Annotated in this window: 7 protein-coding genes; all 7 read left to right on the top strand. The window is 36.9% G+C overall.

Features of this window, described 5'->3' with window-relative positions; genetic code table 11:
• Positions 1-35: 35 nt before the first annotated feature.
• The 7 genes from CRO15_RS05545 to CRO15_RS05515 all read left to right on the top strand — a co-directional run bounded on the left by CRO15_RS05545 (position 36) and on the right by CRO15_RS05515 (position 14,406).
• The gene (locus CRO15_RS05545; RefSeq protein WP_097044752.1) at positions 36-2,273 is read left to right on the top strand and encodes a GH92 family glycosyl hydrolase; all 2,238 of its coding nucleotides are present in this window, start codon (positions 36-38) and stop codon (positions 2,271-2,273) included.
• Positions 2,274-2,493: 220 nt separating this feature from the next.
• Positions 2,494-5,628: a SusC/RagA family TonB-linked outer membrane protein gene (locus tag CRO15_RS05540; protein ID WP_097044751.1), complete on the top strand. Its 3,135-nt coding sequence runs from the start codon at positions 2,494-2,496 to the stop codon at positions 5,626-5,628.
• 13 nt (positions 5,629-5,641) lie between these two features.
• Complete coding sequence (locus CRO15_RS05535) at positions 5,642-7,348, top strand: SusD/RagB family nutrient-binding outer membrane lipoprotein (RefSeq protein ID WP_097044863.1); 1,707 nt, start codon at positions 5,642-5,644, stop codon at positions 7,346-7,348.
• A 163-nt stretch (positions 7,349-7,511) separates the two neighbouring features.
• The gene (locus CRO15_RS05530) at positions 7,512-10,844 is read left to right on the top strand and encodes a VCBS repeat-containing protein (RefSeq protein ID WP_097044750.1); all 3,333 of its coding nucleotides are present in this window, start codon (positions 7,512-7,514) and stop codon (positions 10,842-10,844) included.
• A 936-nt stretch (positions 10,845-11,780) separates the two neighbouring features.
• A complete protein-coding gene (locus tag CRO15_RS05525) occupies positions 11,781-12,722 on the top strand; it encodes a PorP/SprF family type IX secretion system membrane protein (protein ID WP_097044749.1) in 942 nt (313 codons plus the stop codon).
• Positions 12,723-12,740: 18 nt separating this feature from the next.
• On the top strand, positions 12,741-13,754 hold the full coding sequence (locus tag CRO15_RS05520) for a dienelactone hydrolase family protein (RefSeq protein WP_097044748.1): 1,014 nt from the start codon (positions 12,741-12,743) through the stop codon (positions 13,752-13,754).
• A 265-nt stretch (positions 13,755-14,019) separates the two neighbouring features.
• Complete coding sequence (locus CRO15_RS05515) at positions 14,020-14,406, top strand: hypothetical protein (RefSeq protein WP_133067212.1); 387 nt, start codon at positions 14,020-14,022, stop codon at positions 14,404-14,406.
• The last annotated feature ends 105 nt before the right edge of the window (positions 14,407-14,511 follow it).

The following is a 14,511-nucleotide window of genomic DNA, read 5'->3' as shown; positions in this document are numbered from 1 at the left end:
GAAAGATTTATAAATAGATGTAAATAATTTGTACTATGAGACTTAATCTTTTTTTGGTTTTCTTTTTTATAACGATTGTCTGTTCTGCACAAAAAAAGCCTGTTGATTATGTAAATCCATTTATAGGAACTTCCAATTTTGGAACCACGAACCCTGGTCCAATAGCGGTAAGAGGTATGGCAAATGTTTCTCCTTTTAATGTTGCTGGGTCGCAAAATCTCGCATTGGAAAAAGATAGCAGATGGTGGTCCACACCATATGTAAATGAAAACAAATTTTTAACGGGATTTAGCCATGTTAATTTAAGTGGCGTAGGCTGTCCAGAACTAGGTGTTATTTTAGCTATGCCCACAACTGGTGAAATAGTCACCAACCATGAAGAATATGGCTCTACTTATTCCGATGAAATTTCAAAAGTTGGATATTACACCAGTATTTTGGACAAGTACAACATTAAAGTTGAGGCAACAGCTACAACTAGAACCGGGGTCAGCAAATATTCTTTCCCGGCCGGCAAGGCAAACATTCTTTTAAACTTGGGGTTGGGTCTTACCAATGAACAAGGCGCTCAAATAAAGGTGGTTTCCCCAACTGAAATTGAGGGCATACGAAGCGTGGGTTCTTTTTGCTATTATAAACCGGAAGAAGCATACCCCGTTTACTTTGTAGCTAAATTTTCAAAACCAGCAAAAGAATTTGGCACGTGGAAAAAACCAACCACCTATGAAGGATTGGAGTCCCAATGGATGGGATACAATGGAAAAACCCGATTGATGAAAGGTTATACCAAAGAAGTGGTTGGGGACAGCATAGGAGCCTATATGCACTATGATTTTAAAGAACCTACACAGGTTGAAATGAAAATAGGTGTATCCTATGTCAGTATTGAGAATGCTCGAGAAAACCTTGAAAAAGAAACTTCTAGCAAAACATTTGATCAGATATTGGTAGAAGCAAGAAATCAATGGAACCAATATTTATCGAGAATTGAAGTTGAAGGAGGAACTGAAGATGATAAAACCATTTTTTATACCGCGCTGTACCATACTCTTATTCACCCCAACACATTGAATGATATAAATGGCGAATATCCAAAAATGCGAACCAGACAGACCTTAAAAACCGATGGTACCCGTTATACGGTTTTTTCGTTATGGGATACCTATCGCAACTTACATCAATTAATGAGTTTGGTGTATCCCAAGCAACAATCAAATATGGTAAAAAGCATGTTGCAAATCTATGATGAGTCAGGCTGGTTACCCAAATGGGAATTGAATGCAACCGAAACCACAACCATGGTCGGTGATCCTGCTGGGATTATAATTGCTGATACTTATTTGAAGGGTATTCAGGATTTTAATGTGGAAAAAGCTTATGAAGCCATGCTAAAAAGCGCTGATCAATTGGATGGGAATCCACTCCGTCCAGGAATCAGTGACTATATCAATAAAGGTTATTTAACTACCAAAACCACAAACAGTGGTTCTGTTTCCACAACACAGGAATATAATATTACCGATTTTGCCATTGCTCAATTGGCGAAGGCATTAGGTAAAAAAGAAGATTACAAACGTTTTACAAAGCGTTCAATTTCCTATCGAAAACTATTTGACAAGGAGTTCAATCTATTGAGACCAAAAAATGATGATGGTAGTTGGTTGATACCTTACAATCCAGAAACTGGGGCAAACTTTGTCAAAAACCTAGGTTTTATAGAAGGGAATGCATGGCAATATACTTTCATGGTATCCCATGATACAAAGGGGTTGATGAAATTAATGGGTGGCTCTAAACCTTTTGCCAATAAATTACAACAGGTATTTGACAAAGAACAGTTCGACATGGCCAATGAACCCGATATTGCCTATCCTTATCTGTTCAATTATGTAAAAGGTGAGGAATGGCGTACCCAGCTAAAAGTTACCGAACTTCTAAAAACATATTTTAAAAACGCTCCAGATGGACTACCCGGAAATGATGACACTGGAACAATGAGTGCCTGGGCAGTTTTTTCTATGATGGGCATTTACCCCGTTAGTCCAGCCAATCCAACATATGCCCTGACCATCCCTGTTTTTGATAAAGTAACTATTCATTTAAACCCTGATTATTATTCAAATTCATCAATTTTAATAACAAGGGATGTTTCCCAAAATAGTACTCAAGGAAAAATATCAAGCATCCAATTAAATGGAAAAAAGATAAAAAGTTACTTTGTTTCACATCAAAAACTGACCAATAGCAAACGGTTAAATTTTTCACTGCACTAAAACATAGCTCATATACAACAAATACCGAGTTATCAAAAGTCAAAATTGTGCAAAAGTCAATACTTTTTTTGCGAAAATCCCTGTTCTAAACAGTCCTTTAGCTCTCCATCTTCGTTATTAGTCGAATATATTTTCTATATATATAAGGAATTGAAACTTTTATATTGCAAACATTAAGCTTATATTAAGCTTACTTTACTAATAACTAAACTCAGATAGTATGAACAAAAAGCTTCATTATTTTTTAATGATTGTGTCGCTCCTATGCATTCAAGGAATATCGGCGCAAGGAAAAACTGTTTCAGGAACTGTCACCGATGCAGATACAGGTGACCCACTTCCAGGAATGAACGTTGTAGAAAAAGGTACTAGAAATGGTACTTCTACAGATTTTGATGGAAACTATACCATCAGCGTATCAGACGACTCGGCAATATTGGTGTTTTCAGCTCTTGGCTACACCTCAAAAGAGGTAGCTGTTGGTGGACAGTCAGTTGTTAATGTCACCTTGGGAGAAAACACAGAGCTTTTAGACGAAGTGGTTGTTACGGCATTAGGTTTAACTAGAGAAAGAAAATCTTTAGGTTACTCCGTAACTGAATTAGACGGTGATGCTGTATCCTTGATAAAGGATTCCAATGTTGCCAGTACTTTAGCCGGTAAGGTTGCCGGTGTAGTGGTGTCAAAATCCACATCAGGTGTTGGTGGAGGTACACGTGTCGTAATTCGTGGTAACAACTCACTAAACGGGAACAACCAACCTCTTTATGTTGTTGATGGTGTCCCAATTGACAACGGTACTAATGCTACCGCGGGAACTGGAGAATTTAATGTTCCAGATTTAGGAAATGGTATTTCTGATATTAACTCAGATGATATCGAATCTATATCTGTTTTAAAAGGACCAAACGCTGCTGCCCTTTATGGATCTAGAGCTGCCAATGGTGCAATTATCATTACCACTAAAAAAGGATCTACCAGTAGAGGTCTAGGTGTTAATTACACCGCCAGTGTTACATTTGAAGACCCTTTAGTGCTTCCAGATTATCAGAATGAATATGGCCGTGGTACAGATGGAAATTTCCCAACGATCAACCCATCAGACGCACTTTCAGTTCAATTAAATGCTGTAAGAGGAGCTGGTTCTTGGGGGCCAAGGTTTGACGGTTCTCAACAATTGGCATACAATGGAGAGCAAAGAGCTTATTCTGCACAACCCAATAATGTCAGAGATTTCTTTAGAACAGGTACTAGCTTGGTCAATACCATTGCACTTAACGGAGGTAACGAAAATGCTTCAGTAAGATTTTCATATACCAATTCTGATTTGGAGTCAATGCTGCCTAACTCCAATGTAAAACGTAACAACTTTAATTTACGTGGTTTTGTACAATTGAGCGATAAACTTTCTTTGGATGCCAAAGCCACTTATTTTTTACAGGAAGCCAAAAACAGACCTAATCAGGGAACTGAAGGGGTTATGGCTTATTTATGGCCCATGGCTAGAAACGTTAGCAATGCCGACCTCCAAGTATTTCAGAATACAGAAAATCCAATAGACCCAGACAATCCGTTTAATGTAATCGGCCCAGGATCTTTAGGAGCAAATCCATATTGGATTTTACAAAACGATTTCAATGGAGATAAAAGAAAGCGTTTTATTGGTTTGGTTAAGTTAGACTATAAATTCACGGATTGGTTGTCTGCTTTTGCAAGAGTAGGTACTGATGCAGTGACACAAGACACCGAAGCTTATACCGCTGTTGGTCATCATTTCTTCCCTAGAGGACGTATTTCATTTGGTAAAAATGACAATACTGAAACCAACTACGATTTCTTGTTAATGTTCAACAAGGATGTTTCGGAGAAGTTAAATATAACTGCTAACGCAGGTGGAAACCTAAGACATTCAACTAGGATTGAATCTCGCACCAGTGGTGAAGATTTCAAAATTCCTGGTCGCTATTTCTTAAACAATACGGATGGTAGCTTAATTACGGCAAGTCAAAGTGATTTGATTGAAAAAAGAGTAAACTCTTTATATGGTTCTGCTTCTTTTGGATATGACAATATGGTCTATTTAGACCTTACTGCGAGAAATGATTGGTCTTCTGCCTTGGCTCAAGAAAATAGGTCTTTCTTCTATAGTTCTGCTAACATTAGTATTTTATTGGATCAAATATTGAACCTACAAGGTACGGCCGTCGATATGCTTAAGTTAAGAGCAAGTATCGCTAGTGTAGGTAATGATACAGATGCAAGACAAATTGTAAACTTGTTTACAGTAGCTGGAAATGGATACCTTGGGAATACGCAGATCAACAGACCAAATATCAAGTTTAGCGAGAGTCTTCGTCCAGAAGATATTACAACAACTACAATAGGTGCCGAATTCAGATTATTTGGCAATAGATTGTATGGTGATGTTTCTTACTACGATATTTCAACCAAGGATTTAATCTTTGATGTACCTGTTGACCCAGGAACTGGTTTTGATTCCTTTAGGGAAAATGTTGGTGAAATCTCAAACAAGGGTATTGAAATCCTATTAGGTGGTACACCAATCCAAACCGATAATTTCACATGGGATATCTCTGCAAATATTTCTAAAAACGAGAACAAATTGGTTGATTTGATTGAAGGTCAAGAAAACTTCCAATTTAGTAGCAGTAATGGCGGTATTGTAGATGTACGTGCTCAAGTAGGAGAAGGATATGGGGATATCTATACAACTACTTGGTTAAGAAATGATGCAGGGGAATTAATTGTATCCGCAGAAGGACGTCCAAGAGCAACTACTGAGCGAGAAAAATTTGGAAACTATCAGCCAGATTATTCTGGTGGTATCACCAATACTTTTACTTATAAAAATTTCACATTGAACACTTTGGTTGACTTTAGAGTAGGTGGAGAAGTATTCTCCTTCACAGATTCAGCTCTAGATGCTTCTGGTGTTTCCAAAAGATCATTGGAATTCCGTGACGGTGGAATTTTGGTAGAAGGGGTTGTTGACAATGGGGATGGAACCTTTTCTCCCAATACAACTACTATAAGTGCACAAGACTATTGGGGTGCTGTAAGTAACATTGGTTCTGAGTATGTTTTTGACCAAACTAACTTCAGACTCAGGGAGTTAAGTATCAGCTATCAATTTCCTAATAAATTGTTAAAAGACACTTTTGTACAGAATGCATCTCTTAGCTTTATTGGAAGGAATTTGTTCTTTATTTACAAAAAAGCCGATAATTTTGACCCTGAGTCAAGTTATTCGACATCAAACTTTGGCCAAGGAGTTCTGTTCTATGCTTTGCCAACATCCAGAAGTTTAGGCTTGAGTTTAAATGTTAACTTCTAAAAAAATTGCAATTATGAAAAATAACACATTAAAACTAATGGGTCTTGCTGTACTCTTGTTCATTGCGAACAGCTGTACAAAAGACTTTGATCAGATCAATACCGATTCGCAAGGTTTTACAGCGGATGAGGTAAGCGCCAAGTTCTTTTTAACAAGTGCTCAAGTAGGGCTTTATGCTCCTAACAGGTTTGTGTACTGGAGAGCTCAGTTAATCAACGCAGATCGGTTTGCAGGCCATTTTACTTTCGGTCACACCGCTTCATGGTGGAATGACGGTTTAGGCTATACCCAAAATGGAGGATATACCGATGCCACTTATGACTGGATAGCAGGTTATTTTGGTAACATTAAATCATTCTCAGACCTTACCAATGAAGGTGGTGAGTTTGAGAATCAATACATGTATGCTATGTCCTTGATCATGAAAGGGTTGTACTACCAAATGTATACAGATATTTATGGTATGGTTCCATTTACCGAGGCAGGTGTTGATGGGATTTTAACTCCAAAGTATGATGATCAAGCTACCATTTACCAAGGCATTATTGCAGATTTGAATCAAGCAATGTCCATAATTGGTGATGCTGCCAAAACTGGCCTTGGTGTAGACGATGTAGGTTCCAATGATGTATACTGCGGAGGAGATCTACAACAGTGGAAACGATTGGCCAATACGTTAAAGTTGAGAATAGCCATGAGAGCTTATGGTTCTCCTGGAGAAAACTTTGCAGCAGCAGCAGTAACCGAAGCACTTAACGCTCCATTATTGGATGATGCTTCAGGAAGTGTGACGATGCGAAAAGACTTTGAAATCAGCAAATGGAATTCTGCCGCGTATGGTGACCCATGGAATGATTTTGGAGGTGGAGCTTCTAAATGGACCGTTTCCAACGTTTTGATCAACACGTTGAAAGATAATAACGATCCAAGGTTGGCAGTATATGCAATCCCAGCTAAAGGTGGTGTTTTTAAACTTGTGAATAGTACAGACCCTGATTCTGGTGAGTATGTTGATCCAAACCACCAAGATCGTGTTGATTTCTTATTGGGGTCTTTGGATGATTCAGGTGCTGTTTATACCACATCAGTAGAAGTAGATACAACTACAGTTGAAATTGGCGGAGGTCAATTTATTGGTCAACCGATTAGAACCAATGGTGACACCAGACCTTTTATGGGATATGATATGTTCTCATTACCTTCAGATGATATTACCCAAACAAGAGGTAAAGAAGCAGATGGGTATCCTGAGATTATTTTAACCAGTGCGGAGGCTTATTTCTTGCAAGCTGAAGCCATAGTAAGAGGTCTTGCCACTGGTGATGCCCAAGCTATGATGAATTCTGGAATTGTTGAAGCCATGAAAATCTGGGGTATTTCGGCAGGTGAAGCTACTACGTATGCCACCACACAGGCTATTGCAGATATCACAGTAGGTACAGAAGAAGAAAAGCTTGAAAAAATAGCAACACAACGTTGGTTGTTAGGCTATACAGATGGTTTTGAAGCTTGGGCAGTTGTTCGTGACATGGGATACCCTGCCGAGTTAGCTGCAGGAGTTTCTGATCCGGTTCTTTTTGAACTAGGTTTGGACTTGAATGGAGTATATCCGCAACGTATGAGCTATGGTTCTGGAGCTCAAGAAAATCCAAATTTCGATGCAGCACTTAGTGCTCAAGGTCCAAATGAGCAGAATGTGACCCTATGGTACGCTCAATAACAAGCTTTCTATAAAATAGTCCATTAAGTAGATTAATTTATAGTTTGAGTTAGTTTTATTCATAGTTAATTTTAGTAAAGGAAGAGCAATCTTCCTTTACTTTTTTATAAATTTCTCTCAGCTTACTTCCCTTTTTATATTTGAAGGGCTTTACCATTTGTTGATGAAAAAAGAACCCACAATAAAAGCATTACTGCTATTAACTACAACCTTCGTATTATTTAGCTCATGTAATACGAAAAAAAATGACACATCATTTCTATTTACGGATTTGGATAGTGACCATACCAATATTCATTTTGTAAACGCTAACGTGGAAAATGAATTGACCAATTCTTTCCTCTATGAATATGTATATAATGGTGCAGGAGTAGCTGTTGGCGATATCAACAATGATGGTCTGGAAGATATTTATTTTACATCAAATCTTGGTAAAAATGCACTTTACCTAAATCAAGGTGACCTTGAGTTTAAAGATATAAGTATTCCTTCCAAAACAACAGGGAATAGAGGATGGGCAACAGGTGTAAACATGGTAGATATTAACAATGATGGATTGTTGGATATTTATGTTTGTAAATCTGGCCCTTATGAAAGAAAAGATTTATTGCACAACGAATTATTTATAAATAAAGGTGTCAATACCAAAGGCATTCCGGTTTTCGAAGAATCTGCTGCCAAATTTGGTTTAAACGATACCGGGCATTCCATACAATCAGCATTCATAGATTATGATTTGGATGGTGATTTGGACATGTACTTAATGAATCACAACCCACAAACATTTAGTCTTGGCAATACGGAAACCTTCTCACCTCTTGGAGACAGGTTCTATGAAAATCAGAATGGGAAGTATGTAAATATTACAAAAAAGACCGGTATTCATTCCAATTCCATTTCATATGGATTAGGAGTTGGTATAAGTGATTTAAATGATGATGGATGGCCAGATATTTATATTTCCAATGACTATGACGAGCCAGACTACTTATACCTTAACCAAAAGAATGGGACGTTTAAAGAAGTGATCAAAAAGGCCACCAATCATATTTCTAATTTTTCAATGGGAAATGATATTGCCGACTTTGACAATGATGGCTTTGTTGACATTCTTACTTTGGATATGGTCTCTGAGGACAATTACGGTATGAAAACCAGCATGGCGAGTATGAATCCTCAAAAATTCAATAATAATGTAGCTGCTGGCAAGCATCACCAATACATGTACAACACTCTACAAAAAAACAGTGGTCATATTGATAGTTCTGGCATTCCATTCTTCTCAGATATTGCACAAATGTCCGGAATCTCTAATACAGATTGGAGTTGGGCACCCCTATTTGCAGATTTTGACAATGACGGACTTAAAGATATTTTCATTTCAAACGGAATTAAAAGGGATTTTAGAAACAAAGATTTTTACGGCAAACTGCAATCATACCTAAAAGAAAATCATGATGCCCTTTCAAATCCTGAAAAAATAAAATTTTTAATCAATAGCACTCCCCATCGCCCTTATACAAATTACTTTTATAGAAATACCGGCGGACTCAGTTTTGAGAACACGTCTAAAATTTGGCAAAAAGAACCAAAAAGCACTTATTCCAATGGAGCTGCTTATGCAGATTTAGATAATGATGGAGATTTGGACATGGTGGTCAACAATGTTGATGAAAAGGCCATCATCTTAAGAAACAATTCCGAATTAAGAGAGACAAATTACTTAAAAATAGAATTTAAAGATCAGCCACAGAATTCTATGGGCATCGGCGTAAGGGTAAAGGTTTATTCTGATGGTAAAGAACAAGTGTATGAGAATTACAGTGTAAGAGGTTATCAATCTTCAGTACCACCCAAAATTGTAGTTGGACTCGGAACACAAAAAATTGTGGATTCTATAACAGTAAGTTGGCCAGGACAAAAGATTCAGCATATATTCAATCCTAACATCAACACTACATTAACTGTTTCTTATACATCAGAAAAAGAGCAAAACAACCATCAACAAGTATTCCCAAGCAAATTGTTCGAATCCATTCCACTTGGTGCTGAAATAACCCATACGGAAAACGATTTTGATGATTACAAATTGCAAGTATTACTACCTCATAAAATGTCTGGCTTTGGGCCTGCCATAGCGGTCGGTGATATCAATGGTGATAAAAGGGACGATTTTTTTATTGGACAAAGCACTGGAACACCTTCCAGTATCTACGTTCAAAAAGCAAATGGAGCTTTTCAACTGTTACAATCTTTTGAAAAAGAGGTAATTTATGAAGATGTTGATGCAGAATTCTTTGATTATGACAATGATGGAGACCAAGATCTCATAGTGGCTACAGGTGGAAACGAATTTAAGCCAGGTTCAGCTAATTACCGAGATAGATTGTATGAGAATAAAAACGGAACTTTCGTTAAACGAATGGATTTACTGCCCAATATCTCTGTTAGTAGCTCCAAGATTCGAATTGCGGATTTTGACAACGATGGCCATTTAGATGTGTTTGTTGGCGGAAGGTTTTTACCCAACAATTATCCTTCGCCAGCGAGTAGTTATCTTTTGAAGAATGTTAATGGAAAGTTTGTTGATGTTACTAAAACAGTGATTCCAGAACTACAAGATATTGGTCTTGTAACCGATGCTACTTGGGCCGACTATGATCAAGATGGAGATTTAGACCTTTCCATTGTTGGGGAATGGATGAAGCCTACTTTTTTCAATAATTTAGATGGTAGTTTTAGTAAGGTGAGCACGCCTTCACTTGAGGCTCTATCTGGCTGGTATTTCTCTATTAAACCAATTGATATTGATAACGATGGTGATGAGGATTATATATTAGGAAATTTAGGTCAAAACTACAAATACAAGGCTACTAAAGATGAACCTTTTGAGGTTTACTATCATGATTTTGACGATAATGGTAAAAAAGACATTGTATTAGGCTATTATAATTTTGGGGAATTATATCCAGTTAGGGGCAGAGAATGTTCATCACAACAAATGCCCTCTGTTAAGAAAATTGCCCCTACATATGATGTTTTTGGTAAATCAACCGTTTCCGATATTTACGGACATAAAAATTTAGCTGATGCCCTTCATTTGTCCGCATATAATTTTAAGAGTGGCATACTTAAAAACAATAACAATGGAAATTTCGAATTTATAGAGTTCCCAGAAATTGCCCAGATTTCTTCTGTCAATACCATTTTAAGTTGGGATATTAACAAAGATGGTTTAAATGATTTAGTGCTTGCTGGAAATCTTTTTGCATCAGAAATAGAGACCCCAAGAAACGATGCTGGCTATGGCTTGGTACTTATGAACAAAGGAAAAGGCATTTTTGAACCGGTCAACGCTAATCGTTCTGGATTGTTTTTACCAAAAGATGTCAAGAACTTAAATTTTATTGAGATTGGAAGTGAACCGCATTTGCTCGTTGGAAAAAATAACGAACCGCTAGACCTATTAAAAATTTTGACCACACCTTCTTTGTAAGTTCAGTTCCGGTTTCTAAAAGCTCAAAATTGCTCCAAACTACCAACCGAGCAATTCCACAAAAATACTTATTCTAAAAGTTACACTTTTACCGAACCACTAATTCATATGACCAATCCGTAAAATGAGGACGGCCATCCATAAGCTAAGGGGCCACAAATATGTATATGTATACTATGTTTGTATCGCACATTAGGATATGGGTTCAATTCAAAATTATCCTAATGTCTATATAGCAATTCACTTTAGGCTGTTGGTCATAAAAGTGTTTAGTTTAGTTGAGGTTTCTGTTACGCCAAGGAATTTTTAAATAATTCCTTGGTTGTAATGGATGACAAGAAGATATTAGAACCCCCATTAATTTAACCTAAGTATGCTTTAAAGAGTCATTTCCCAGTGACTCTTTTTTTGTGTTCCAATGTTTAATCCTCAATTTAAATCATTAAAAATGAGGCATAAATACAATCTGTAAGCTTACCAGCAATTCCATTAAAAACATTGTTGTTCAAATGATTACCAAGCGCCATAGTTCAAAACCAATTTAACCATTGCTTTTTGATACAAATGCACAAAACCTAATTTGTAATCTTTTTCTTTATACATCCAGGCCAAAATATCACAAAAATATCGTGTGATTATAAAGCCAAATATTTCCATATATATCCATTTGGGCTTTTCATCAATTGGAAGCCCCCATTGGTTAATTCCATCCCCTTACTTCAACTTTAAGTAAGTTCTTTTATACTTAGAAATCTGTTTTTCAGTGAAACCCAAACTGTCAAAACAATGAATACCAAAGACTTGAAACCTATGAAAAAATAGTCTTGAGATTCTTCAACATTGAGATTTCAAGCTTTTTTCTGCCAACGACAATGAAAAAGTGATACAAATAAGCAAGAGTTCGTTGGGTATTTCATGCTTTATAAAAAACAATGAATGAATACTAAAATATTCTTTTTCTTATTGATGAGTTTTGTCGTTAAAGGACAAGAGTTAACTATTCCCCAGCTCTCACAGTACCTCTCAGACAATCCTTTCTTAATGTCCCCTTCCTATGCAGGAATAGGCAATTACGTAAAGGTAAGAATGAACGGGCTTACACAATGGGTTGGAATACAAGATGCTCCGGACACTCAATCTTTGTCTGCCGATGTTCGATTAGGTAATAGGTCTGGTATTGGCATGGTGCTGTACAATGATTCTAATGGTGAAACCAAACAACGAGGTGGAAAAGTTTCTTTTGCCCATCATTTGACCATAAACAAATATGATGATAATTACTTTTCATTTGCACTAAGTTTTAGCATGAATCAGTTTCGGATAGATACTGAAAATTTTATCGATAACAATGACCAAGCTGTTGTGAACGACCGAGCTTCTAACAATCCTAACTTTGAGGTTGGAGCTCTATACCGCAATGACGGTTTTTACTTTAGTCTAAATGTTTCCAATATTCTAAATAAAGACATCAAAAGATTTAACCCCATTTTTGAACCCAACACATTACGCAATTTTTACTTCTATACTGGATATAAATATCGAAAAGGGCCAAGGTCCGTCTTTGAGTTGGAACCCTCCATTTTCTTTCAATATTTTGAAAGTGATGGCCGCTCCATTACAGATGCCAACATTAAATTCAGGTGGTATGATTTTTTGGATTACTACTATGCGGGTTTCACATACAGAATCTTAAATGATCAATTTGGAAGTCCGCTTTATGTAGCCCCCATCATTGGGCTTAAGAAAGGAGATTTCTATTTTGGATACTCTTATCAAGTTATTATGAACGAAATACTGGGTTACTCCTCCGGAACCCATGTTATTACCTTAGGAATTGACCTTTTTCAAGGTATTTCCAATTGTACATGTACTTATTAAAAACAAATACTATTAATTATGAAATTTTACCCAAACACACTAAAAGCTTTCAACCTACTTATGCTTTTGATTGTTCTTGTTTCTTCCTCTTCTTGTGGAAATGATGACAATGGATTTTTACTTAATTCCCCTGAAAAAGGAGCTAGTTTATCAGCAAGTAGTGCTGATACAATTATTTATGTTTTAGTTGACAACGCATCCCTTCCCATTTATTTATCCATTCCAGATGGGTGCAACCAAAAAGATTATGCAGCCGTTGTAGTCATGCACGGGTCAGGCGGCATGTGGAAAGATGATAATCCGGCAGGTGGAATTATGTCCAGTCAATTTAATGAGTGGAAAGATCTACTTAGCAAAAACTGTATGGTTGGCGCTTTTGTAGATAGCTACACCCCTTCGGGTGCTGTTACCAGATCTGGAAACTGGGACAATCCCCCAAATATTTTTAAAATCAGTACCCAGTTTGTACGCCCAAGATATGCCAATGCCGCTCTTACTTTTTTAAGGAATCTTACATTTGATGATGGCAGTAAAATTGTTAAACCAAAAGATATTGGCATCCTTGGTTTTTCAGATGGTGCTGGTGCGGTTGCCGCAACACTTTATGATTCCGAATCTACTCCATCCAATTGGGAATGGACTCAAAAGTACGATGGAAAGGAATATAGTTCAACTGATGGAGTAAGACCCCCACCTGAGCTTCCTTCAAATGGAGGTTTTAAAGGAGGGGTGTTTTATTATGGCGGTGTTGTAGGTCGCGGATACTGGGGAGGAAATCCCTGTGATGAAGATGCCATGACCAATAATATCTATAAAGTATATGCTCCAATGTTATTTCAGATAGCCGCTGAAGGCTACCTCGCTGAAAATGCGCTCTGCATGGTTGATTTACTCATTAAAAAAGAAAATCCCGTAGAACTAAATCTTTATGAAGGTGTTGGGCATAGTTTTGACACTGATGAAGTTGAACAGAGTGCTCTTGCCCGCAAAAATACCATAGATTGGTTTAAACAACTGTTTAGCATGAACTGATATTAGATTTATGCACAAACTGGAGTATGGATCAACGCAATGTTATCAAAAACCCTAACCCGCCCTTGATAACATATTTCAACCTCACCAACTGATTATTCCCATGCCCTTTGGGGTCAAATTAATCCATCTCCATAGAACGATCTAAGACAACCAACCCTTTAGGTCGTCTAAAATTTTGGGAATCCCAATCATCCTCAAAAGAATAAAATCAAAACAATATAGCCCAAAATGGGCTCAAACTAGGACACCTAAATTAATAGACATGAAAGATAGCTTTCTTGAAAAATGGATTTTGAATCTGGTAAAATCAGAATATGAATTTGGAAATATTCCCAAACAAGCCACATATAGATTACGGGAAAGAATGGATGACTTTATTGAAGTAACCATTGAGTGGATGGACAGTGAAAATAACAATTATAAAATTGTATACCACGCAAGGTCTTATGGCAAAAGGGAAGTAAAAGAAAAAATAGAATCAAATGAAGAAAGCATTTTTGAGCTTGAAAATTATTACACCCTGGAAATCCATTCTTACGTAAATCATATCAAGAGAAATTACAGTACAAGAAAGATTGCCAATTATGATGTAATGGGCGTGATTGGACAATTGGAGCATTTGGATGGAATAAAGGAGATTAATTCCTAATCTCATAATTAATCATATGTATTTATAAGCCAAATACTATCAAAATTCCCCCTAAAATGTATTTCGTCCGAAAAAAATGTATTTCATCGACAATATCATATTCAT

The sequence above is a fragment of the Flagellimonas pacifica genome (assembly GCF_900215465.1).
GTDB lineage: Bacteria > Bacteroidota > Bacteroidia > Flavobacteriales > Flavobacteriaceae > Flagellimonas > Flagellimonas pacifica.
Note: the sequence above shows the minus strand (reverse complement) of the source record. Positions and strands in the feature narration are given on the sequence as shown.